General features: G+C 67.5%; 23 protein-coding genes and 1 pseudogene. 10 read left to right on the top strand and 14 right to left on the bottom strand.

Annotated features, from left to right (window positions below):
• Positions 1-31 precede the first annotated feature (31 nt).
• Positions 32-451 carry a secondary thiamine-phosphate synthase enzyme YjbQ gene (locus FGS76_RS14670; RefSeq protein ID WP_138773392.1) on the top strand — a complete coding sequence of 140 codons (420 nt, stop codon included), beginning with the start codon at positions 32-34 and terminating at the stop codon, positions 449-451.
• Between the two features lie 144 nt (positions 452-595).
• On the opposite strand, the gene FGS76_RS14665 is transcribed toward FGS76_RS14670, so the two are convergent.
• The 6 genes from FGS76_RS14665 to FGS76_RS14640 form a co-directional block, all read right to left on the bottom strand.
• Complete coding sequence (locus FGS76_RS14665; RefSeq protein WP_138773391.1) at positions 596-1,360, bottom strand: DUF2057 domain-containing protein; 765 nt, start codon at positions 1,358-1,360, stop codon at positions 596-598.
• A gap of 83 nt (positions 1,361-1,443) precedes the next feature.
• Complete coding sequence (locus tag FGS76_RS14660) at positions 1,444-1,779, bottom strand: DUF4870 family protein (protein WP_240692552.1); 336 nt, start codon at positions 1,777-1,779, stop codon at positions 1,444-1,446.
• A complete protein-coding gene (locus tag FGS76_RS14655; protein WP_138773390.1) occupies positions 1,776-2,084 on the bottom strand; it encodes a BPTI/Kunitz domain-containing protein in 309 nt (102 codons plus the stop codon). The genes FGS76_RS14660 and FGS76_RS14655 overlap by 4 nt, the downstream gene beginning before the upstream one ends.
• A 53-nt stretch (positions 2,085-2,137) precedes the next feature.
• Positions 2,138-2,491 carry a DMT family protein gene (locus FGS76_RS14650; protein ID WP_138773389.1) on the bottom strand — a complete coding sequence of 118 codons (354 nt, stop codon included), beginning with the start codon at positions 2,489-2,491 and terminating at the stop codon, positions 2,138-2,140.
• Positions 2,492-2,516: 25 nt separating this feature from the next.
• A complete protein-coding gene (locus tag FGS76_RS14645) occupies positions 2,517-3,044 on the bottom strand; it encodes a mechanosensitive ion channel domain-containing protein (RefSeq protein ID WP_138773388.1) in 528 nt (175 codons plus the stop codon).
• Between the two features lie 378 nt (positions 3,045-3,422).
• On the bottom strand, positions 3,423-4,802 hold the full coding sequence (locus tag FGS76_RS14640) for a cytochrome P450 (protein WP_138773387.1): 1,380 nt from the start codon (positions 4,800-4,802) through the stop codon (positions 3,423-3,425).
• Between the two features lie 151 nt (positions 4,803-4,953).
• Here FGS76_RS14640 and moaB point away from each other — a divergent pair, with 151 nt between their 5' ends.
• The 5 genes from moaB (at position 4,954) to FGS76_RS14615 (ending at position 9,341) form a co-directional block, all read left to right on the top strand.
• Positions 4,954-5,472: a molybdenum cofactor biosynthesis protein B gene (gene moaB / locus FGS76_RS14635; RefSeq protein WP_138773386.1), complete on the top strand. Its 519-nt coding sequence runs from the start codon at positions 4,954-4,956 to the stop codon at positions 5,470-5,472.
• 2 nt (positions 5,473-5,474) lie between these two features.
• Positions 5,475-6,695: a molybdopterin molybdotransferase MoeA gene (locus tag FGS76_RS14630; protein WP_138773385.1), complete on the top strand. Its 1,221-nt coding sequence runs from the start codon at positions 5,475-5,477 to the stop codon at positions 6,693-6,695.
• A 44-nt stretch (positions 6,696-6,739) separates the two neighbouring features.
• A complete protein-coding gene (locus FGS76_RS14625) occupies positions 6,740-7,510 on the top strand; it encodes an SDR family oxidoreductase (protein ID WP_138773384.1) in 771 nt (256 codons plus the stop codon).
• 7 nt (positions 7,511-7,517) lie between these two features.
• The gene (locus FGS76_RS14620) at positions 7,518-8,150 is read left to right on the top strand and encodes a TetR/AcrR family transcriptional regulator (RefSeq protein ID WP_138773383.1); all 633 of its coding nucleotides are present in this window, start codon (positions 7,518-7,520) and stop codon (positions 8,148-8,150) included.
• 222 nt (positions 8,151-8,372) lie between these two features.
• A complete protein-coding gene (locus tag FGS76_RS14615; RefSeq protein ID WP_138773382.1) occupies positions 8,373-9,341 on the top strand; it encodes an NAD(P)H-dependent flavin oxidoreductase in 969 nt (322 codons plus the stop codon).
• Positions 9,342-9,403: 62 nt separating this feature from the next.
• Here the strand turns inward: FGS76_RS14615 and FGS76_RS19905 are convergent, their stop codons facing one another.
• A complete protein-coding gene (locus tag FGS76_RS19905) occupies positions 9,404-9,703 on the bottom strand; it encodes an ATP-binding protein (protein ID WP_476726667.1) in 300 nt (99 codons plus the stop codon).
• A pseudogene (locus FGS76_RS19900) lies at positions 9,654-9,776 on the bottom strand (hypothetical protein); the annotation flags it as partial. The pseudogene FGS76_RS19900 and the gene FGS76_RS19905, both read right to left, overlap by 50 nt.
• A 1,985-nt stretch (positions 9,777-11,761) precedes the next feature.
• Here FGS76_RS19900 and FGS76_RS14605 point away from each other — a divergent pair.
• A complete protein-coding gene (locus FGS76_RS14605; protein ID WP_138773380.1) occupies positions 11,762-12,406 on the top strand; it encodes a response regulator transcription factor in 645 nt (214 codons plus the stop codon).
• Between the two features lie 12 nt (positions 12,407-12,418).
• Here the strand turns inward: FGS76_RS14605 and FGS76_RS14600 are convergent, their stop codons facing one another.
• Together FGS76_RS14600 and FGS76_RS14595 are read right to left on the bottom strand one after the other, a co-directional pair.
• The gene (locus tag FGS76_RS14600) at positions 12,419-14,026 is read right to left on the bottom strand and encodes an OpgD/OpgG family glucan biosynthesis protein (protein ID WP_138773379.1); all 1,608 of its coding nucleotides are present in this window, start codon (positions 14,024-14,026) and stop codon (positions 12,419-12,421) included.
• Positions 14,027-14,080: 54 nt separating this feature from the next.
• Positions 14,081-15,262 (bottom strand): YbfB/YjiJ family MFS transporter, encoded by a 1,182-nt coding sequence (locus FGS76_RS14595; RefSeq protein WP_138773378.1) that lies wholly within the window; start codon positions 15,260-15,262, stop codon positions 14,081-14,083.
• A 101-nt stretch (positions 15,263-15,363) separates the two neighbouring features.
• Between FGS76_RS14595 and FGS76_RS14590 the strand changes: the two genes are divergently transcribed.
• Positions 15,364-16,269 carry a LysR family transcriptional regulator gene (locus FGS76_RS14590; protein ID WP_240692551.1) on the top strand — a complete coding sequence of 302 codons (906 nt, stop codon included), beginning with the start codon at positions 15,364-15,366 and terminating at the stop codon, positions 16,267-16,269.
• A 65-nt stretch (positions 16,270-16,334) separates the two neighbouring features.
• Here the strand turns inward: FGS76_RS14590 and FGS76_RS14585 are convergent, their stop codons facing one another.
• Positions 16,335-16,823: an FKBP-type peptidyl-prolyl cis-trans isomerase gene (locus tag FGS76_RS14585; RefSeq protein WP_138773377.1), complete on the bottom strand. Its 489-nt coding sequence runs from the start codon at positions 16,821-16,823 to the stop codon at positions 16,335-16,337.
• Between the two features lie 170 nt (positions 16,824-16,993).
• On the opposite strand from FGS76_RS14585, the gene moaA reads away from it, so the two are divergent.
• Together moaA and can are read left to right on the top strand one after the other, a co-directional pair.
• Positions 16,994-17,980 (top strand): GTP 3',8-cyclase MoaA, encoded by a 987-nt coding sequence (gene moaA / locus FGS76_RS14580; protein ID WP_138773376.1) that lies wholly within the window; start codon positions 16,994-16,996, stop codon positions 17,978-17,980.
• Positions 17,981-18,073: 93 nt separating this feature from the next.
• Positions 18,074-18,712 (top strand): carbonate dehydratase, encoded by a 639-nt coding sequence (can, locus tag FGS76_RS14575; RefSeq protein ID WP_138773375.1) that lies wholly within the window; start codon positions 18,074-18,076, stop codon positions 18,710-18,712.
• A gap of 36 nt (positions 18,713-18,748) precedes the next feature.
• Here the strand turns inward: can and FGS76_RS14570 are convergent, their stop codons facing one another.
• The 3 genes from FGS76_RS14570 to FGS76_RS14560 form a co-directional block, all read right to left on the bottom strand.
• On the bottom strand, positions 18,749-19,465 hold the full coding sequence (locus FGS76_RS14570) for a copper resistance protein B (protein WP_138773374.1): 717 nt from the start codon (positions 19,463-19,465) through the stop codon (positions 18,749-18,751).
• The gene (locus tag FGS76_RS14565) at positions 19,462-21,366 is read right to left on the bottom strand and encodes a copper resistance system multicopper oxidase (RefSeq protein ID WP_138773373.1); all 1,905 of its coding nucleotides are present in this window, start codon (positions 21,364-21,366) and stop codon (positions 19,462-19,464) included. The genes FGS76_RS14570 and FGS76_RS14565 overlap by 4 nt, the downstream gene beginning before the upstream one ends.
• 531 nt (positions 21,367-21,897) lie before the next feature.
• Positions 21,898-22,680 carry an SDR family NAD(P)-dependent oxidoreductase gene (locus tag FGS76_RS14560; protein ID WP_067605000.1) on the bottom strand — a complete coding sequence of 261 codons (783 nt, stop codon included), beginning with the start codon at positions 22,678-22,680 and terminating at the stop codon, positions 21,898-21,900.
• Between the last annotated feature and the right edge of the window lie 23 nt (positions 22,681-22,703).

The raw sequence follows: 22,703 nt of genomic DNA, 5'->3' as shown, positions 1-22,703 counted from the left end.
GTAAAGGAAAGAGCGTTAAAGGAAAGCGGCCATGTGGCATCAACGGATACTGACCCTGGCCCCGCGCGCGCGGGGCTTTCATCTGATCAGCCGGGAACTGCTCGGCGAGTTGCCGGAACTGGGTGACCTGCGGGTGGGCCTGCTGCACCTGTTTATCCAGCACACCTCCGCCTCCCTGGCCATCAACGAAAACGCCGACCCGGACGTGCGCGGTGACCTGGAGCGGCACTTCAACGTGATGGTGCCGGAGAACGCGCCGCACTACGCGCACACCCTGGAAGGCCCGGACGACATGCCGGCGCACATCAAGACGGTACTGATCGGCGCAAGCCTGACGCTGCCGATCCGCGACGGCGCACCGGCCTTGGGCACCTGGCAGGGGATTTATCTCTGCGAGCACCGCGATCACGCCGGCGGCCGGCGCATCGTGGCAACGCTGCAGGGGGAATAAGGGCGGGGCTGTGTAGGCGGGCCCCTGTAAGAGCGACTTTGTAGGAGCGACTTCAGTCGCGATCATGACGCTGATATCGCGACTGAAGTCGCTCCTACAGTCGCGCCTACAAAGTCATCGCCCCTACAGCTTGAGCCTCAAACGTTACTGAGAAATCCACTGCAGGAATTGGCGGCGCTCTTCCTGGGTGGCTTGATTCCATTGCGCTTTCAGGGTGTCCAGATAGCTGGCGCCCTGGGCGGCGGGTGCCGGTGCCGGCGCCGGGGCCGGTTGCGCGGGGGTGGCCGGCGGCTGGCCGGCGGGGGCCACGGTGGTGACCTTGGCACGGCCGGCGAAGGCCGGTTGCTCGGTGCCGCCACCGCCCTGCGGGGTGACCGCGTTGGAAGAGGCCTGCTCCACTTCGGTGCCGGTGATCGGCGCCAGGATGCCCCGGTTCAGCACCAGGCCGCTGGGCTCGGACGGGGTGCTCTCGCCGGTGGTCACGTTTTCCACCCGGCCGGAGAAATCATCGGCCAGCACGCGGGCCTGGTCCACGTTTTCCGGGCGGTCGAAGGCCAGCCGGTAGAACTCACCGGCGCTGCCGTCCACGGTGAATTTGGCCGGGTCGGACTTGAGCACTTCATGGTTGTCCGCGTCCAGATCCCACAGGCGCTTGTAGTAGGCCATGATCTCATAGCGCCCGGGGGTCAGCTTGAGATCCTTGTAACCGCTGCTGAAGAAGGTGTTCACGCCATCCACTTCCTTGCCGTTGATGGTGAACACTTCCAGGTCCGACGGTATCCGCACCGTCAGCACCTGGGCGTCCGGCTTGGCGGCGCCGTCATACAGCTGCACCACCGGGCTGCGGGCGCAGGCGGACAGCAGCAGGGCGGAACCCAGAATCAAAACGAACGAACGCAGTAAAGCCATGGATGATCTCCCGATTGGCGGACCCGGCAGTGTGGCCGGGTCCGATAACAATTTTATGACAGGGGCCGGCGTGGCGTGCCCGGCTAGAACCCCCAGGTGGTCAGGTTGGCCGGTGCCCGGTCGCGGGCCACGTCACGCAGGCCGCGCACGCAACGCACCACCCACCAGACCATGATGATCACCAGCAGCAGCCAGCCGATCAGCGCCAGGGTGGTGACGCCGGCGATCAGGTAATACAACAGCCCGATCCAGAAGGTCCGGTACTGGAAACGGTAATGGGAGCGTTCCGGCTCCCGCGCTTCCGGGGCGTTCAGGTGAGCGATCACCGCGCCCACCAGGGCGGTCAGACCGCCGGTGAGCAGGCCGATCAGCAGCAGGGCGTAGACCACCCTCAGCATTTGTCGGCTGTGCTCGTTCACGGCATCTCGCTACCCTGGCCGTCTCCGTCTTGCGACGTGTCTTGCAAATCCGGTGCCGGCGCGTAGCAGGTGGCCATGCAGGCGTCCAGGGTCTCGAACGGAACGCTGCCTTCGCAACCGCCCCAGGTGAACTGCTCGCAACGGTCCGCGTCCGCGTCGTAATAGTAACGCGGTATCGCCGCCCGGCACTGGCCGGTGTCCGGGGCCTGGAAACAGGCGTCGGGTAGCGGGTGAGCGGTGCGGCCGCTCTGGCAGCCGGTCAGCGCCAGCGATCCCGCCAGCAACCCCATCATCAACGTGCGCATGCGTCTCTCTCCTTGGTGGTCGCCGCTTACTATACCCGCCCCGGCCGCCGGGCTCAGCCCATCAGCCGGCCACGGAAGATGAAAAATACCGCGCCCATCAGGCACAGCCCCGCCCACAGGTAGTCCCAGCTGAGCTTTTCCTTCAGGTAAAAAAGCGAAAAAGGCACGAACACCGTCAGCGTGATCACCTCCTGGGTGATCTTCAACTGCCCCACGGACAGCATCTGGTGGCCGATGCGGTTGGCCGGCACCTGCAGCAAATACTCGAACAGGGCAATGCCCCAGCTCACCAGGGCGGCCACGATCCACGGCTTGTGTGCCATGTTCTTCAGGTGCCCGTACCAAGCGAAGGTCATGAAGATGTTGCTCAGGGTGAGCAGGCAGACGGTGGTCAGAATCGGCGGCATCGAAGAAGTCCTGAACGGCCCGGCCTTAACGGCAATGCTTCTGGTCGGCGGGAATGCCCTCGCCGCGCAGCTGAATCACCGTCTTCTGCAGCAGCATATTGTTGGGCAAGGTGTAATGGTGGCCATCATCGTCCTCCAGCACCACGAACACCAGCCCCATATGGCGGATGCACCCGGTCACGGTATTGTCGCCATCGAGCAAACGAATCCGGTCACCGATCCGGTAGGGGGCGCTGAAAAACAGGATCACCGCCGCGGTGGCATTGCTGAGCATGGACCAACTGGCGAACAGCGCCACACCCAGCAACGCCACCAGGGAAGTGGTGAACACCATGAAGCCATCGCCGCTCAGCCCCCAGATCACGCCCAGCAGCAACATGCCCAGCACCAGGCACAGCACATTGATCAGCACCGCCACCTGGAACACCCGCCCCCGCGCCAAACCACGCCGCGCGCCCAACCGCCGGGTCATGCCCCGCAACAGCGACGACAACACCAACGCCCCCACCACCACCGCCAGGGACAATAACAACTTCACCAGAAACGTGGACATCACAACGAACCAGACTCGGAAAAGAGCCCAGTCTACTCCCAACCCCCACCCCCTCAAACACCGACCACACCTATCCGCCCCCACCCCGAATCGAAGCGTGCCCAAGGCCGAAGGCCCGGTGGGCCCCGTCGGGACCGTTGGAGGCAGGGATGCCGGAAACGAGCTACAGGGGTGAGGCAAGCGTATTGCGAAGCACCGCTTCCTGCCCCACTGGAGAAACGGCCGGGGTTACCTCGAAGCGGAGCTGCGTTACGCCCGACCGGGACCCTTGAGAACAGGACGTTCGAAAGGGAGCCCCCATGGACGGGTTCACGGCGTTCCCGGTCGGGCGTAACGCAGATCCGCGCCCCCGCTGGAGAGCCCCTCCCCGAGAGAGACCTACCGCCGCTCAATCCGCACCGGCAACCCATCCTTGGGCATCGCCAAAGGCACCAACTGCACCGGCATCTCATACCCCTCCCGCACCGACACCCGATAACGCCGCAGGAAATGGAACAGAAACGCCTTCGCCTGGATCTCCGCGAAATTCAGCCCCAAACACTTATGCTGCCCGCCCCCGAACGGAATCCACTGGAAATGGTGCCCCTTGTGCTCCGCCCGCCCATCGCTGAAGCGCTCCGGATCGAACCGCTCCGGCTCGCTCCAGTACTCCGGCATGTAATGGGTGAACAGCGGCGACAGATTGACCATGGTATTGCGCGGAATCCGAAAGCCCTGGAACTCCACCTCCTCCGTGGTACGGCGCGGAAAGTTGGTCAGCGCCGGCCGCATGCGCAGGGTCTCGCGGAACACCCAACCGGTCTCCACCATGGCCTCCAGATGGGCATAGCCCAGCGCCTCGCCCTCGGCCAGGGTGCCCGCCACCCGCTCCATCTCGTCGCTCAGCCGGCTCTGCCACTGCGGGTTCTGGCACAGCAGATAGATCAGCGAGCACAACGTGCTGGTGGTGGTGTCGTGGGCGGCGAACAACAGAAAGATCATATGGTTGGCCACGTCCTGGCCGGTGAGGCCGCCTTCCTCCGCCGCCGCCTGGCACAACTGACTGAAGAAGTCCGGCGTCGCCGCTCGCCGTTTCTCCGGAATCAGATCGGTGACGAAACGTTCCAGGTAGCGGCGCCCGCTCAGCCCCCGGTGCCACAAGGTGCCCGGCACCGGCAGCCGCAGAATCGCCAGGGAGGCGTCGGCGGCGTCGATAAAAGAGCGGTTCACCCGGTCCGCCTCCGGGCCCATGTCCAGGCCGAAGAAGATCTGCGCGCCCACATCCAGCAGCAACGCCTTGATGCGGTCGAAGAAGGTGAAGGTCTCGCCCACCGGCCAGTGCGCCAGGCCCTCTTCGATGTGCGGATTCATGCGCGCCAGATAGCTGGCCAGGGCCGGCTTTTTAAAGGCCTGCTGCATGATCCGGCGGTGGAACTTGTGGTCGGCGAAATCCCGCAGCATCAGCCCGTCGGTGAACAGCCGCTCCAGAATCGGATTCCAGGCGGCGCGGCTGGAGAACACATGGGCCTGGTCGCGCAGCACGAACTCGTTGGCCTCCGGCCCCAGCAGGGTGACGCCGCGCTGGAACAGGATGCTGCCGCGATGCACCGGCCCATAGCGGCGCGCCTGGCGCTGTACCAGCCCCTGGTAGTCGCGCAGAAACGCCATGGTCTGGCCGAACAGCGGCCAGCCGTAGTCGCCGGGGATATGGTCGAGTTTGCGCTGGGGCAGCCGGGGCAGGCCGGCGGCCCGGCTTTGGGCCTCTTCCAGGGTGGTCATGGCGTACTCCGATAAACAGTCTGTATAGGTCGGCAACATACCGGGGCGCGCGGGGCCGCCGCCAGCCTCTGTCGGCAGCGGTCAAACGGTGCTGTGCGGTGGGGTAAGGGCGCTGGTACCATCGGCGGTCCCGTTTACAAGGAATGCACCCATGTCTCACCACGACACCGACTTCCAACCGCTGGCGCTGGCGGTGCTCACCGTCAGTGACACCCGCACCGTCGACAACGACACCTCCGGGGACCTGCTCGCCGACCGCGCCACCGGCGCCGGCCACAAGGTGGTGGCCCGGGACCTGGTGCGCGACGACATCTATCAGCTGCGTCGGGTGGTGTCGGCGTGGATCGCCGACCCGGCGGTGCAGGTGGTGCTGGTCACCGGCGGCACCGGCTTCTCCGGCCGGGACAGCACCCCGGAGGCCCTGGGTGTGCTGTTCGACAAGCACGTGGAAGGCTTCGGCGAGCTGTTCCGCCAGGTCAGCCTGGACGAAATCGGCCCCTCCACCATTCAGTCCCGCTGCCTGGCCGGCGTCGCCAACGGCACCCTGATTTTCTGCCTGCCCGGTTCCAACAATGCCTGCGCCACCGGCTGGGACAAGATCATCGCCAACCAGCTGGACAGCCGCACCCGCCCGTGCAATTTCGCCGGCCTGGTAAGCCGGGGAGCCTGACCATGACATTGATTCCGGTGGACCAGGCCCGTGAACGGTTGCTGGCCACCGCCCGCCCCCTGGGCCGGGTGGTGCGGGAGCCGCTGGAGCAGGCCCTGGGGGGCTGGCTGGCGGAGCCGGTGGCGGCCCGGGTGACGGTGCCGCCCCACGACAATTCCGCGGTGGACGGCATCGCCCTGCGCTGGGCGGACCTGGGTGACGGCACCGTCACCCTGCCGATTACCCTGCGGGTGCCCGCCGGCGATGCCCCCGGTGAACTGGCACCGGGCGGCGCCGCGCGCATCTTCACCGGCGCCCCGGTGCCGGCCGGCGCCGACACCGTGCTGATGCAGGAAGACTGTGTATTCGGCGACGGCACGGTGACGCCACCCGCCGCCGACGGTGTGCGGGCCGGCCAGAATATCCGCCCGGCCGGCCAGGACTCCCGGCAGGGCGATGTGGTGCTGGAGGCCGGTGAACGGCTCACGCCCATGGCCATCGGGCTGGCCGCCTCGGTGGGGGTGGCCGAACTGCCGGTGCGCCGGCTGCGGGTCACGGTGATCAGCAGCGGTGACGAACTGTTGCCACCGGGGGCCCCGGCGGCGCCCGGGAAAATCTACAACAGCAACGGCCCGCTGATGGCCGGCCTGCTGCGGCAAAGCGGTTTCAGCCAGGTCACCTCCCTGTGGCTGCCGGACGACCGGGCCCGCACCCGCGAGCAACTGGACGCCCTGCTGGCGGACCCGCCGGATCTGGTACTGGCCAGCGGCGGCGTCTCGGTGGGCGAGGAAGACCACCTGCGCGCCGCCCTGGAAGAGCGCGGCGATCTGGATTTCTGGCGTCTGGCGATCAAGCCCGGCAAGCCGTTCACCTTCGGCCGTCTCGGCGACGCCGGCCTGCCGTTCTTCGGCCTGCCCGGTAATCCTTCGGCGGTGCTGGTGTGCTACCTGACCCTGGTGCTGCCCTACCTGCGCCGCTGTCTGGGCGCGGCGCCGGTGTTGCCGGTGCCCCAGCGTGTGCTGGCGGATTTCACCGTGACCCGCCCGGGCCCGCGCCAGGAGTACCTGCGCGTGCGCCGGGTGGAGCGGGACGGCCAGGCGTGGCTGCAACGGCACCCCAACCAAAGCTCCGGCATGCTCAGCTCGGCGGTGTGGGCGGAGGGCCTGGCGGTGGTGCCGGTGGACCGCACCGTGGCGGTGGGCGAGCCGCTGGACTACTACGCGTTCGCGGATTTGCTGGCCTGACGGGGCCGGCGAAAAAACGCCCACCACAACCCGAGGGTAAACCCATGCAGCAAGATTCCACCGACCACGGCAAGGTGGCCATCGTCACCGGGGCCGGCACCGGCATTGGCAAGGCCAGCGCCCTGGCGCTGGTGGCGGCGGGCTACCGGGTGGCGTTCGCCGGCCGCGACGGTGAGCGCCTGGAACGGGTGCTGGCGGAGGCCGGCCTGGGCCCGGAGCAGGCCCTGGCGGTGCCCACCGACGTGGGCGATCCGGACCAGGTGGACGCCCTGTTCCAACGTACCGTGGCCGCCTTCGGCCGGCTCGATCTGTTGTTCAACAACGCCGGCACCGGGGCGCCGCCGGTGCCCCTGGAAGAGCTGACCCCGGCCCAGTGGCGGCGGGTGGTGGACGTTAATCTGTCCGGCGCCTTCTATTGCACCCAGGCGGCGTTCCGGGTGATGAAGGCCCAGGACCCCATGGGCGGGCGCATCATCAACAATGGCTCGATCTCCGCCCATGCGCCGCGCCCCAATTCGGCGCCCTACACCGCCACCAAGCACGCCATGACCGGGCTCACCCGATCCGCCTCCCTGGACGGCCGCCGCTATCACATCGCCTGCGGACAGATCGACATCGGCAACGCCGCCACCGAGATGACCGAACCGATGAAGCGCGGCATTCCCCAGGCCAACGGCGAGATCCTGGTGGAGGACCGCATGGACGTGGCCCACGTGGCCGAGGCGGTGGTGAACATGGCGGGGCTGCCGCTGGAGGCCAACGTCCAGTTCATGACCATCATGGCCACCCGCATGCCCTACATCGGGCGCGGTTGAGCCCGACATGGCCAAGAAACCGAAAACCGACCGGGAGGTGGCGGCGTTCCGCGAACGGGTCCGCGACGCCGCCACCCGGCTGTTCCTGGAGCGCGGCCCGGACAACGTGACCATGCGCCAGATCGCCGCGGAGATGGGCGTCAGCCCGATGACCCCGTACCGCTATTTCCGCGACAAGGACGAGATTCTGGCGCTGGTGCGCGCCGCCGCCTTCAATCAGTTCGCCGAGAATCTGGAACAGGCGGTGCGCGCCGCCGGCGATGCCCGCGCCAAGGCCCGGGCGGCGGGCGTTGCCTACCTGGATTTCGCCCGTCGTTTCCCCGACACCTACCAGTTGCTGTTCGAACACACCCAGGCCGACGAGGAACGCTACCCGGAACTGCTCAAGGCCCACACCCGGGCCAACGAAAGCATGGCCGGCTATGTGCAGGAGATGATCGACGCCGGCCTGGTGCGCGGCGATGCCAAGCTGATCGGCTACATGTTCTGGGCGGTCATTCACGGCACCGTGGTGCTGGAGCAGAGCGGCGCCCTGGGGCCGGGCATGGATGTGGATTTTCTGCGTCAGACCACCATGCGTACCTTGTTTGCTGGTATGGGGGTGTTGCCGCCTTATTGGGACGACGAGGATCGCGACTGAAGCGGAGTGCCGCCCAGTCGCTCCTACAGGAGGGCCATCCACGATGTAGGAGCGACTGGGCGGCACTCCGCTTCAGTCGCGATCAGGTGCTGGCCAGAATCACCAACCCGTTGACCGTAAAGGTCACCGTCGGGGCGTTTCGGGGGTTGCCGCCGACCGTTTCCCCAGCATAAAGTATACGCCGTAAATTATTGGACCATTGCCCCCTGGAGAGAGTCTGTCATGGCTTTACCCGCGCATTTGGCGGACCGGCTGCGTTTGCCGGTGATCGCCTCCCCGCTGTTCATTATTTCCAACCCGGACCTGGTGATCGCCCAGTGCAAGGCCGGCATCGTCGGTTCCTTCCCGTCGCTGAACGCGCGGCCGGTGTCGCAGCTGGACGAGTGGCTGCACCGCATCACCGAGGAACTGGCCGCCTGGGACCGGGACAACCCGGACACCCCGGCCGCGCCGTTCGCGGTCAACCAGATCGTGCACAAAACCAATGACCGCCTGGAAGAAGACCTGGCCCTGTGCGAGAAGTACAAGGTACCCATGGTGATCACCTCCCTGGGCGCCCGCGAGGACCTGAACCAGGCGGTGCACGGTTGGGGCGGCCTGGTGATGCACGACGTGATCAACGACCGCTTCGGCCGCAAGGCCATCGAGAAGGGCGCCGACGGCCTGATCGCCGTGGCCGCCGGTGCCGGTGGCCACGCCGGCCAGCTGTCGCCGTTCGCGCTGATCCAGGAACTGCGCCAGTGGTTCGACGGCCCCATCGCCCTGTCCGGCTCCATCGCCAGCGGCGCCTCGGTGCTGGCCGCCCAGGCCATGGGCGCGGATCTGGCCTACATCGGCTCCATGTTCATCGCCTCCAAGGAAGCCAACGCGGTGGAGGGCTACAAACAGATGATCGTGGACAGCAAGGCCTCGGACATCGTTTACAGCAATCTCTTCACCGGGGTGCACGGCAACTATCTGGCGCCGTCCATCGTCAATGCGGGCATGGACCCGGCCAACCTGCCGGAAAGCGACCCCTCGAAGATGAACTTCGGCTCCGGCAGCAGCAGCAAATCCAAGGCCTGGAAGGATATCTGGGGCTGCGGCCAGGGCATCGGCGTGGTCGACGACATCCTGCCCGCCGCCGAGCACGTGGCGCGGCTGGCCCGGGAATACGCCGCCGCCAAAGAGGCGCTGTGCGCCCGTAGCTGAGCCCTCAGCGGTAATTGAGCCTTCAGCGGGGGAATTGAGCCCTCAGCGGGGAAATTAAGCCCTCAGCTGGAATAACGGACCAACGGCGCGTGCAGCCGCACGCGCCAGCGGTCTCCCTCGCTGCCGTACTGGCATTCGCCGCCCAGCTTGCGGGCGCGATTGGCCATGATCATCAAACCCCGCCCCCCGGCCCCTTGGCCGCTTTCCTGCAAACCGTCGTTAACGATCACGATCACGATGCGGTCCTGTTCGCTGGTCAGCGATACCTCCAGGATGGAACTGCGCGCATGGCGCAGCGCGTTGCTCACCGCCTCGCGCACGATGCGCGTCAGCTCGCTGTACTGGTCCGCGTCCAGGGTCACGGCGGGCAGCGTCTGGTGCCAGCGCAGCTCCACGCCGTGGTCCTCGCAGCGGCGGCCGGTTTCTTCCCGCCACTGGGTGGCGGCGGCGTCCAGCCCCACCGAGCGGCCCTCCATGTTTTGCAGCAGGTCGCGCAGATCGCGGATGGCGTCGCGCACCAGCGGCCGGTACTCCTCGTCGCTGGCGTGCAGCAGATGCAGCAGCTTGGCGCCCAGGTCGTCGTGGATGTCCTGGCGGATGCGGTTGCGTTCCTCGCTGGCCCCTTCCGCCCGGGCGGTCTGGGACTGGTTCACCAGCTCGTGCAACGCCAGCACCAGGCCGGCGATGTCCACGTCCTGGCGGGTGAACAGCCGGGTGCCCTCCTGGGAATGGCGCAGCACATGGAGCCGGTCGCCGGCCGGGTCCGGCACCCGCAGGGCGGCGCCGTTGTCCGCCAGCGCGCAGGCCGCCCCGGTCCGGCTTCCGGGCTCCCGGTTCACCGGTTCCCGGTCCAGGGAAAGCGGCCGGAACACCGCCCGCAGGGCGTCTTCCACCCCGGAGTCGTCCAGGCGTTCATGGCGGGCGCGCAGCATGGCCGGCAGGGCCCGCGCCAGCCAGGCGTCCAGGCCCGGCTCCCGGCGCGCGAACAGCTTGCCCCACACATACTGGCGCAGCGGAAAATAGCACCAGCCCACCAGGGCCAGGGACAGGCTCAGGGTGGCCGGGCCGGACAGGCTCAGCAGCATGGCCAGCACCAGGTCCGTAAGCATCACCAGCAGGCCGCCCAGCAGCCAGGCCCACAGCGAGAACCACCAGCGCTCCAGATCGAACAGCCGGTAGCGCACCACGCCCAGGGCCATGCCCGAGTACATCAGCAGAAAGGTGGTGAACAGCAGCCCCTGGGAGGCCGGCTGCGCCGATTGCGTGATGGCCGGCAGGATCATGCCGCCGGCGAAGAAGGCGGTGCCGGCGACGATGGAGATCACCACCCAGCGCAGGGCCGCCCGCTCCATGGGCTGGCCCCGGGTGCGCCACCATTGCCAGCCGGCGCCGGCCAGGCCGACCAGAAAAATGCCCATCACCCAGAGATGGAAGCCGGACACCGGCGAGGCGGTCCAGCGGCCCTGGTCGATAACGACGGCCACCAGAAAGGCGCCATAGAAGGCGGCGGTCAGCACGGTGGACGGGGCCCGGCGCGGGTAGTTCCAGAGAAAGGCCCCCAGGGAGGCGGAGAACAGCAGGGCGCCCACATGATTGAGGCCGGACAGCAGCGCGAACAGATCGCCGGGAATAAACAGCGCCCGGGTGCTGTAGATCGCCGCCGCCGAGGAGAACAGCACATAGCTGAGCCCGGTCAGGGCGAAGGCATGGATGGCCACCTCGCGCTGGCCCGGAATCCACACCAGCAAGCAGATCACCATGCCCGCCAGGCCGCACAGCAGCTGCAGCCAGAACAGGGCGGGCAGGTCGGTGAGGCCGCGCTCCAGCGCCGTCACCGGGAGCCGCTGGCCGCCGTCGCCGAGCACCGTCAGGGTGCCGTCCCGCAGCGCCTGGTAGAGCCGCTGGTGGTCGCGGAACAGGCGCTCCATGGCGGCGTAGTCCGGCAACACGTCCGGTTCCTCCACCGCCAGCCAGGGGCTCGCCGGCAGCCGTTGGCCGGCCACCTCGAAGGCGGTGACCGTGAAGGGTTCCATGGTGAGGGCGCCGCCCTGGCCGTCCCCGGCCCGCAGCCGTTCGCCGTCCTGCTGGAAGGACAGCGGCCCCTGCGGCACCGCCCCCTGTGGTAGTGAAAGCGCCACGGCCAGGGCCAGCAGGCCATAGGCCGCCACCGCCAGCAGGCCGGCGACGATACGCGCCCGTAATGAAAACATACCCGTCCCTCCCCGCCCCCTTGTTTCAGGGGGTCCCCTTGTCGCGCCGATGGCGTTTACTGGGCGTCAGGGCCCGCCGCGCTACCGTGGTCGCCGCGCCTGTAGTATCTATTGTTGAAAGTACCTATAACGAAAGTATCCATGAATAACCGAGCAGGGGAACGGCTTGTTGAGGAAGTCGGTTGGATTTGTGCCGCTGGAGCGGACCCCATGAATCGCCCACACCAGGTGTTGATCGTCGAGGACCTGCCGGACGTGGCCCTGTGGCTGCGAGCCTGTTTGCAGACCGCCCTGGCGCCGCAGCGGATCGACCATGCCGACGACCTGGCCGGCGCCCGCCGCTGTCTGGGGGAGTACCGCTACGACCTGCTGCTGCTCGACCTGGGCCTGCCGGACGGCGATGGCGCCGACCTGATTCGCGGTTTCAAACGTGACCGGCCCCAGGCGCCGTGCATCGTCACCACCATCTTCGACGACGCCGAGCACCTGTTCGGTTGCCTGCGCGCCGGCGCCGACGGCTATCTGCTCAAGGACGACACGGAAGCGGAATTCACCCGCCAGCTCACCGGCATTCTGGAGGGCCGGCCGCCGCTGTCCCCGTCCATCGCCCGGCGGCTGCTGCAGCAGTTCCGGTCGACACCGGGGCCGGACGAGACGCCGCTGACCCGCCGGGAAACCGACCTGCTGACCCTGATCGCCAAGGGCCTGAGCGTGAAACACGCCGCCCGGCAACTGGACATTTCCCACCACACCGCCGCCGGCTACCTGAAGGAGATCTACCAGAAACTGCAGGTCAACAGCCGCGCCGAGGCCGCCCTCAAGGCGGTCAACCTGGGGCTGGTCAACCCGTCCTGAGGGCCGCCGGGGCTACAGGTGTCCCGGGTTGCGCAGATCGCGCTGGTCCAGCGGCGGCGGCGTCCACTGGTAGATCCAGGTTTCGGTGAGCGGCTGGCCGGAGTCCTTGCGCTTCAGGAACAGACGCAGATTGATCGGCGCCAGATCGTCCTCCGGCGGCACCAGGTCGAACATGGCCCGGTAGCCGTCGATGGCGTGCAATGGCCGGGCCGAGGTGATTTCCACCCGGCCGGCGCCGGTGTCGATCACCGGCACCACCTCCACGTTGTCCGGCAGGCTGCCGTCGGACAGTGGTCCGCCGCGAAAATCCACCACGAAGCGCCAGCTGAAATAGTCCCGGGGCCGGCCGATCACCCCGCCCAGGCCGGTGCGGGTGGCCACGCAGTGGGCCAGGGGCGGACGCGGCGGCCGGCCGGTCCAGGACAGCCGGTAGGCGAACAGATATTCCTCCCCCGGCCGCACCGGCCGGTCCGGCCGCCAGAACGCCACGATGTTGTCGAAGGTTTCGTCCAGGGTGGGAATCTCCACCAGCTGCACCGCGCCCTTGCCCCAGTCGCCGCGCGGCTCCACCCACAGGCTCGGGCGCCGTTCATAGAACACGCCGTCGTCCTGGTAATGGTCGAAATCCTGGTCCCGCTGCAGCAGGCCGAAGCCGCGCGGATTCTCATCGCTGTAGCTGTTGAAGCGCAGCTGCGGCGGATTGACCAGCGGCCGCCACAGCCACTCACCGCCGCCGGTGTGCAGGGCCAGGCCGTCGGAATCGTGGATCTCCGGGCGCCAGTCCCAGGCCACCCGGCGGCTGTTCTCGCCGATCTGGTACATGCTGGTCAGCGGCGCCACCCCCAGCCGTTCGATGGGCTGGCGCGGGTACAGGGCGGTGTCCACGTCCATGATCACGTCGCCGTCCACCCGCTCGATGGTGAAGCGGTAGGCGCCGGTGACGCTGGGGGAATCCAGGAAGGCGTACACCCGCACCTGATCCGGGTGGTCGGTGCGCTCGAACCAGAAGTGGGTGAACTCGGGAAATTCCTCCGGTTCCGGCAGGGCGGTGTTCACCGCCAGCCCCCGGGCCGACAGGCCGAACTGCCGGGAAGCGCCGGTGGCGCGGAAATAGCTGGCGCCGAGAAACGCCGCCACGTCCCGCTTCCAGTCACTGTGGTGCAGCAGCCGGAAGCCGGCGAAGCCGAGCCCCTCGGGCAAGCTGGCCGCGTCCACGTCGGTGCCGCTGAAATCGAACAGATCGGTGCGGTAGGGCACCGGGTGGGATTCGCCGTCGACTACCTCATGCATCTTTACCGGGGTTTTGAAATTCAGCCCCAGGTGGAAGAACTGCACCCGGAAGTCGGCGCCGGGCAGGTCCGCCCACAGCGCATGGTCCGGGCGGTAGCGGATCGCCTGGTAATGGTCCCAGGTGAGCGCCTGGATCGCCTTCGGCAGGGTTTTCTCGTGGGAGTGATAAGGCTGACCGGCGAAGTGCCGGGCCATGCCCTTGAGGCCGGCATAGCTGAACGGCTCTCCCCGGGCCAGCGGGCCGGCGCCCACCGGCGCTGCCGGCAGGCGTGGCACCAGCAGCGCGCCGCCGGCCAGGCCCAGGGACTTGAGAAGGGTACGTCGATCCATGGCGTTCTCCGCGTTCCGTGTTGTCGTGACACGGATTCTACGGGAAAACCGCCATCAGGAATGCCTGGCGGTGTGGTGCGCCACCACCCCGGACAACGCCACCAGCAGCGCCGCCGCCAGCAGGGTGGCGCCACCGATCTCGAAGGTCAGCGGCGCGCCGCCGGGCCGGGCATAGAGCGCCGCCAGAGCATAGGCGGCACCGGCCTGGCCCACCGCGAACAGGGCGGTGGCCCGCCCCCAGGCCTGGGTGGCGAGACGGGGCGGCACCAACTCGGCGGTGCGGCCCATGATGCCGGACACCATGGTGGGGATCATGGCGCCGACCAGAAACGAGGAGGCGGTCACCGCCGCGATGCCCGGCACCAGCATGGGCAGCAGCACCCCGGTGCCTTTCAGGGTCAGCGCCGTGATCAGGGTGCGGTGCCAGCCCAGCCGGCGCGCCATGGCGCCGGCCAGAAACGGCCCGGACACCGCGCCCACCGCGAATACCCCCCACTGCAGGGCGGCGGCCCAGTGGCTGAAGCCCCGCTGGCGCTCCAGATAATCCACCCAGAATACGGTGTGCGGCACGAAGCCCACCGCGTCCATCAGATAGGCCAGATACACCACCAGCAACAACAGCCCGGCGCCGCGCCCGGGGCCCTGCTGGTGGGGGCTGGCGCCGGCCACCGGCGGCCAGGGCCGCCACAGCACCAGAATCGGCGGCAGGCAGGCCAGGGCCAGGCCCAGCCAGGCCAGCATCAGGCCGCTTTCGATCAACAGCGGCACCAGGGTGGCGGAAAACAGCACCCCCACGCCGACCCCGGTGAAGATCCAGGTGGTGCCCCGCTTGCGCATGGACTCCGGCAGATGGCTGGCGATCAGCGACGGCGCCAGCACCATCAGAAAGGCGCCGGTGACGCCGGCCACGAACCGCCACAGGCTGAACCACCACACCGGCCCCGGCCAGGCGCTGGCGGCGAAGCCCACCGCCACCAGCACGGCGGAAAGGCGGATCACCGGGGTGGTGCCCCAGCGCCGGCCCACCCGCCCGGCCAGCACCGCGCCCACCAGATAGCCCAGCAGGTTGGCGGCGCCCACATAGCCGGCGTCCGCCTCGCTCAGCCAGCCGCGCTGGATCACCCCGGGCAACAGCGCCGCATAGGCGAAACGGCCCAGACCGATGCCCACCAGGGTCGCCGAGGCGGCCATGGCCACCAGGCGGACGGGGGAGGGAATGGGGGCGTGGGACGACATGGACGGGCTCCGCTCGGCTCGGTGAAAGGGGCAAGTTAAACAGAGTGCTTCTATCACCGGAAATGATTTTTTAAGATGGTCACTATCTCAACGAGTGAAAGGTGACCGTCGTGCTGATCCGTTCCCTGGAAATCTTCCGCGCCGTGGTGGACACCGGCAGCTTCAGTGCCGCCGCCGAGCGGCTGCACACGGTGCAGTCCAACGTCACCGCCCACGTCAAAAAGCTGGAGAGCGAGCTGGGCGCGCACCTGCTGGAGCGGCGCAGCCCGGTGGTGGTAACCCCGGCCGGGCGCCAGTTGCTCGGCTATGCCCGCCGCATCGTGGAGCTGCACGACGATGCCCTGGCCCGCTTCCGGCCTGGCGGCGAGCCGCTCGGCGAGCTGCGCCTGGGCAGCATGGAAACCACCGCGGCGGTGCACCTGCCCGGCCTGTTGACCGCCCTCAGCCGGCGCTGGCCGCAGCTGTCGGTGCATCTGCGCACCGGCACCAGCGGTGAACTGATCGAGGCGGTGCGCGCCGGCCAGCTGGATGCGGCCTTCGTGGCCGCCGAGGACGCCGGCGACGAGCTGGCCCTGCGCCCGGTGTTTCGCGAGCGGCTGGTGCTGGTCAGCGCCCGGCCGCTGCCGGCCATGCCGGCGCGGGCGGAACTGCTGCGCACGCCGTTTCTGGCGTTCCGCCAGGGCTGCGGCTACCGGCGCACCATCGAACTGTTGCTGGCGGAGCGGCGGGTGCCGGCGCCGCGCATCCACGAGTTCGGCAGCCTGGACGCCATCGTCGGCTGCGTCAGTGCCGGCATGGGGCTGGCGGTGCTGCCGGCCTCCACGGTGGAGCAGTACCGTCAGCGTTTCGAACTGCACACCCTGCCGCTGCCGGCGGCGCTGGGGGATGTGACCACGGTGGTGGCGACCCTGTCGGCGGCCAGTTGGAGCCAGGGGCTGGAGGTGTTCATGGAGAGCCTGCCGGAGCCGGCCCCCTGGGACGCGGCCCCCGCCCGCCGGGCCGGCTAGGCGGCAGCCACAAAAAAGGCGCCGCGAGCGGCGCCTTTCTGTTGGCCTGAAGGCGCCGGGGCGCCTTAGTGCTCGTGGCCTTCCGGGCCGTGCACGTGGCCGTGCTCCTGCTCTTCGTCGGTGGCTTCACGCACTTCGGTGACTTCCACGTCGAAGTTCAGGGTCTCACCGGCCAGCGGGTGGTTGCCGTCCACGGTCACTTCCTCGCCTTCCACCGCGGTGATGGTGAAGATGCGCGGGCCGGCTTCGGTCTGTGCCTGGAATTGCATGCCGGGCTGCAGCTCGCCGCCGGCGCCTTCGAAGGCGGAGGTGGGCACTTGCTGGATCAGGCCTTCGTTACGCTCGCCGTAACCCTCTTCCGGGGCTACCTTCACTTCCAGCTTGTCGCCGGCTTCTTTACCGACCAGTGCTTTTTCCAGGCCCGGGATGATGTTGCCGTGGCCGTGCAGGTAGCTCAGCGGCTCCTCGCGCTGGCGGGAGGAATCGATGGTCTGGCCGGCTTCGTTGGTCAGCGTGTAGTGGAAGGCCACTACCTTGTTGTCTGCAATTTGCATGCGTGCCCCTTTGGGGTTGAATCGGGTGTGTATAACCGGCGCCGAACGCCGTCTCAGGGCACCATGTTAACAGCCCCGCCAAGGCGCTGACCAACCGGCGCCCCGCCGCTGGCTCGAAATGACCGCAACAGCCGTACCCACCGGTGGCCGGAATCTGGCATCATGGCGCCATGCTTGAAGATCGTTTTGGACGCATTATCGATTATGTCCGGCTGTCGGTGACCGACCGCTGCGATTTCCGCTGCGTGTACTGCATGGCGGAGGACATGACCTTCGTGCCCCGGGCGCGGGTGCTGACCCTGGAAGAAATGGCCCGGCTTGGCCGCGTGCTGGTGGGCCAGGGGGTGCGGCGTATTCGCCTCACCGGCGGCGAGCCGCTGGTGCGCAAGAACTTCACCGCCCTGGCGCGGGAGCTGGGGGCGCTGCCGGGTCTGGAAGAACTGAACCTGACCACCAACGGCGCCCGCCTGGGCCGCTTCGCCACCGAGCTGCGCCAGGCCGGCGTCACCCGCGTCAATATCAGCCTGGATTCGCTGCAACCGGAGCGCTTCCGTGAGCTGACCCGCACCGGCCGTCTCGAGGACGTGCTGGAGGGCATCGAGGCGGCCCGCCAGGCCGGTTTCCGGCGGGTGCGGCTGAACACCGTGATCATGCGCGGCCGCAACGAGGACGAGGTCGCCGATCTGGTGGATTTCGCCCTGCAGCGGGGCCTGGACATCGCCTTTATCGAGGAAATGCCCCTCGGGCAGATCGGCGAGCACAGCCGCCAGGAGGCGTTCGTCTCCTCCGAGGAACTGCGCGACCAGCTGGCCGAGCGGTTCACCCTGGTGCCGCTGGCCGCCGGCACCGCCGGCCCGTCCCGCTACTGGCAGGCGGACGGCTACCCGGACAGCCGGGTGGGCTTTATCTCGCCCCATTCCAACAACTTCTGCCACGCCTGCAACCGGGTGCGGGTCACCGCCGAGGGCCGCCTGCTGCTTTGCCTGGGCCATGAGCACAGCCTGGACCTGCGCGCCATCCTGCGTGCCCACCCGGACGACGACCAGCTGCTGATCGAGGCCCTGCACCGGGGCATGGAGATCAAGCCGGAGCGCCACGAGTTCGACCTGGCCGAGGGCGAGCAACTGGTGCGCTTCATGAACATGACCGGCGGTTAGGCCGGTCAGGCCGCCTAAACTTTAGAAAGACTTTTCACGTTGCGGTCGGCGCCGATTGCGGCATGATTGGACCGTCGCAACTGGAGGCCCACCGTGAAAACCCTGCCCGAACTGTTTCAGAATAACGATGACTGGCGCCGCCAGATCGAGCTCGACTCCCCCGGCTTCTTCAAAACCCTGAAAAACCAGCAGAGCCCTCGTTTTCTGTGGATCGGGTGCGCCGACTCGCGGGTACCGGCCAACCAGATCGTCGGCCTGATGCCCGGCGAGTTGTTCGTGCACCGCAACGTGGCCAACCTGGTCAATCACACCGACCTGAACCTGCTGTCCGTGCTGCAGTTCGCCGTGGACGTGCTCAAGGTGGAGCACATCATGGTGGTCGGCCATTACGGTTGCGGCGGCGTGCGCGCCGCCATGGAAGACCAGCCCCACGGGCTGATCGACAATTGGCTGCGCCAGGTGCGTGAGCTTTACCTGCGCAACCGCAAGGCCCTGGCCGAGCTGCCCGACGACGGCGCCCGCCTGGATCGCATGTGCGAGCTGAACGTGGCCCGCCAGGTGATCAACGTGGCCAACACCACCGTGGTCCAGGAAGCCTGGCGCCGCGAGCAGCCGCTGAGTATTCACGGCTGGATCTACTCCATCGCCAACGGCAAGCTCAGCGACCTGGACCTGGGCGTGCAGACCAACCAGGAACTTCGCGACCTGGAAGCGGACAGCTACCAGGACTGAGCGAAAACCGGGCCGCTGTCGCGGCCCGGGGGCCGGTCAGAACCAGAGGCGCACGCCGGCCACCAGGGTGGTCTCCTCCACCTCGCCGCCGGCGTCGCGGGTGCGCGACGCGGTGTCGCCGAATTGCCGCTCCCAGTTCACGCCGATGTAGGGCGCGAATTCCCGGCGGACTTCGTAGCGCAGTCGCAGGCCGGCCTCCAGGTTCATCAGTCCGTCGCCGGTGTTCAGCTCGTCGTCCGCCTTGCCGGCCAGGTTCATTTCCAGGGCCGGCACCAGGATCAGCTTCTGGGTGAACAGCAGCTCGTACTCGGTCTCCAGCCGCAACTGGGTCAGGCCGTCCTCACCGATGAACAGATTGACGTCGGTTTCGAATCGGTAGGGGGCCACGCCCTGCACGCCGAGGCTGGCCCAGTCCCGGTTGGGATCGTCCGGTTGCCAGTCCCGGCGGGCCCCCAGTTGCCAGTCCCAGAATGGGGCGAAGGCGCGGTTCCAGGCAACCCGGGTTTCGAAGCCTTCGGTTTCGCCGCCGTTGTCCATCAGGCGCTCGCCTTCGGTGCTGAGATAGAGCTTGTTCAGGTCGCCGCCGTACCAGGCCGCGGCCTCCCAGGCGGCCACGGTGCCTTCGTCGGCGTCCCGGGTCTCGAACTCATCGACGATCACCCGGCTGAACGCCGGCTCGTGCTTGTCCATCGCCTGAACCAGGGGTGACAGTGCCAGCAAGGCGGCGGCGGTTATCGGATGTGCCTGTTTCATGAGCGTGCCTCCTTCGCCGTTGCGTTGTCGACCACGCGCACCTCGCGGAACATGCCGGCCTCCATGTGGTAAAGCAGATGACAGTGGTAGGCCCAGCGTCCGGTGGCATCGGCGCGCACCAGGTAGCTCAGTTTTTCGCCGGGTTTCACGGTGATGGTGTGCTTGCGCAGCAGGCGGCCATCGCCCAGCTCCAAATCGCTCCACAAACCGTGCAGGTGAATCGGGTGGGTCATCATGGTGTCGTTGACCAGGGTGATGCGCGCCCGCTCGCCGTGGTGAAGCTCCAGGGGCACGGAGTCGGCGAACTTGATGCCGTTGAAGCTCCACATATAGCGGCTCATGTTGCCGGTCAGGTGCAAGACGATCTCGCGGTCCGGCGTCAGGCTGTCCGGCGGACCGCCGGCGGTCTCCATGTCCGCGTAGGTGAGGACCTTCCAGTCGCGTTCGCGCAGGCCGATGCCGGGATCGTCGAGCATCGCCGCCGGCGCCATGGCGCGCATGTCCACGCCCGGCCCGTATTCGGAGTCCAGATGCTGGACGGCGCTGGTGCGCGGCGCCAGATCCGGGTTATCCGCCACGAACGCGAACGGCACCTTGTGGTCGCCGTCGTGCTGCATGCCTTTATGCTGCATCCCGGCATGTTTCATACCACCGTGACCCATGTCGTCGTGCTGCATGCCCTTCATGGCGCCATGGTCCATCTTGCCGTGATCCATCGCACCGTGGTTCATGCCTTCCATGTCGCCATGGTTCATGCCGGCCATGCCGCCCATACCCATTTCGGTGTGCCCCAACAGCGGCGGCGGGTCCATCTCCGGCACGGCCGCGCTCATGGCCGGGTCGGGGGTGAGGGTGCCGCGCGCGAAGCCGGAGCGGTCGATGCTTTGCGCGAACACGGTGAACGCTTGCTTTTTCTCGGGGGTGACGATCACATCGATGGTTTCCGCCACGCCCAGCCGGCATTCATGGAAGCGCACCGGTTTCACCGGCTGCCCGTCCATAGCCACCACGGTCATATCCAGGCCGGGGATGCGAATATCGAAGAACGTCATGGCGCTGGCGTTGACGAAGCGCAGCTTCACTCGTTCGCCGGGTTTGAACAGACCGGTCCAGTTGGCGTTCGGGCTGCGACCGTTAAGCAGGTAGGTATAGGTATAGCCGGTGACGTCGGCGAGGTCGCTCTGGCTCATGCGCATGGTGTTCCACATGTGCCGGTCCTTGAGCGTTTGCACCACGCCTTTTTCACGGAAGTCGCGCAGCGTGTCGAAGATCGTGCGCTCGTTGAAGTTGTAGTAGTGGCTGAGCTTTTTAAGGGTGGCGTAAATCTGCTCGGGTTTTTCGTCGCTCCAGTCGGACAGCACCATCACGTAGTCCCGATCCACCGGTTCCGGGTCCGCCTCGGCGGGATCAATGACGATAGCGCCGTAGACCCCGCTTTGCTCCTGGAAACGGGAATGGCTGTGATACCAGTAGGTGCCGTTTTGTTTGATCGGAAAGCGGTAAGTGAAGGTCTCGCCGGGCGCGATGCCGTCGAAGGACAGCCCCGGCACGCCGTCCATTTGGAACGGCAGCAGCAGGCCATGCCAGTGAATCGAACTGGTGGCCGGCAGGTAGTTGGTGACGTTGAGAGTAACGGTATCGCCTTCCCGCCAGCGCAGGGTGGGGGCCGGCAGGCTGCCGTTGACCAGCATCCCGGGTCGCTTTTTTCCGGTGATATTCACGTCGGCGCCGCCGATGGCGAGATTAAAGGTATTACCGCTGAGGATGGGCGCGCCGGTCTGGCCCTGGTCGGCCAGTAGCCGGGCGGGGCTCAGGCCGAAACCGCCGATGCCGAGGGCGCCCGCGCCCAGGGCCAGGCCCTGGACGAAACGACGACGCCCGATAACAGCTGAAGAGGTCATGGAATGACTCCTGATTAAAAAAGAGGTTCGCGCCGGGGCGCGTGGAATCTTTAAATCGGGAGTGGTGCGGACGGTGGCCGCCAGGGCGAGGTGTGAAAACCCGAGAGCCGGTCCCCGGCAGGGGCGGTATTCAGCGTGGGGGCAGCGTGGGGCGCTCGCGCCGGCGCCAGCGTGGCCGGCATGCCGCTGCCCTGACAGGCCTGAGCGCAGGAGCAGGGCGCGCTATTGTGGTCGGTGCCCTGGCAATGCGTATGGGCGGCGGTCTGTCCGGCTTGCGCGCCAGCGCATGGCATTTCGCTGGTGGGGCCGTGTGGCGGCCCGTTCATGATGTGAGCCGCTTGCACCGGCGACCACAACAGCCCGCCCGCCAGCCAAAGCAGCAGGATCAGGAAAACGGGGCGGGCGGGCAGCGACACATTCATAGGCTGACTATACAACCCTGGTGCTGCCCCCGGGTCAAGCTCTAAGGGCTCCGGGCGTGGCGCGCCGTGGCGGGGAAAGACAGTGCCGTTGACCCACGCCGGTTTTCATTCAGCGGCGCACGCCGCTGGCATTGAGGTGGCTGCCGCCGTCCACCAGCAGCGCTTCGCCGGTGACCAGGTCGCCGCCGATCACCAGTCCCAGCACCGCCTGGGCAACGGTTTCCGGCGAGGCGGCGTCATTCAGGGCGGCGCCGGCCTTGGTCTTGGCCAGCAGGTTGGCGTAAGCCTCCTTGCCCAGCCCTTTCTCCAGCCATTCGCCCTGCACGAAGCCCGGGCAGATGGCGTTGACGCGGATCTCCGGGCCCAGCACCCGGGCCAGGGATTTGGTCATCGTCAGCAGGGCGCCCTTGGAGGCGGCGTAGGCGATCGAGCTGCCCACCCCGGCGAGGCCGGCGATGGAGGCCATGTTGATGACCTGGGCGGTGCCCGCCTGGCGCAGCGCTTTCTCGGCGGCGCGGGTCATCTGGTAGGGCCCCACGGTGTTCACCGCGTAGAGGTGCAGGAAATCGTCCTTGCTCAGGCCATCCAGGTCCTGGTGGGCGCAGAACTTGGTGGTGCCGGCGTTGTTGACCAGCACGTCCAGGCGGCCGAACTCCGCCAGGGTCGCTTCCACCAGGGTCTGGCACTGGGTGTCGTCGGACACGTCCGCCTGCTGAACCAGGGTGCGGACGCCGAACGCCTCGCAATCCTTGGCCACGGCGCGGGCGCCCTCTTCGTTACGGCTGTAATTGATCACCACGTGGCAGCCCTGCTCCGCGAACAGACGGGCGGTGGCGGCGCCGATGCCGGAAGACGAACCGGTGATCAGAGCCACGGCGTTTTTTAGTTTCATGTTGATAGTCCCGAGACAAACGA

Source organism: Alloalcanivorax gelatiniphagus (assembly GCF_005938655.1).
GTDB classification, from domain to species: Bacteria; Pseudomonadota; Gammaproteobacteria; order Pseudomonadales; family Alcanivoracaceae; genus Alloalcanivorax; species Alloalcanivorax gelatiniphagus.
Note: the sequence above shows the minus strand (reverse complement) of the source record. Positions and strands in the feature narration are given on the sequence as shown.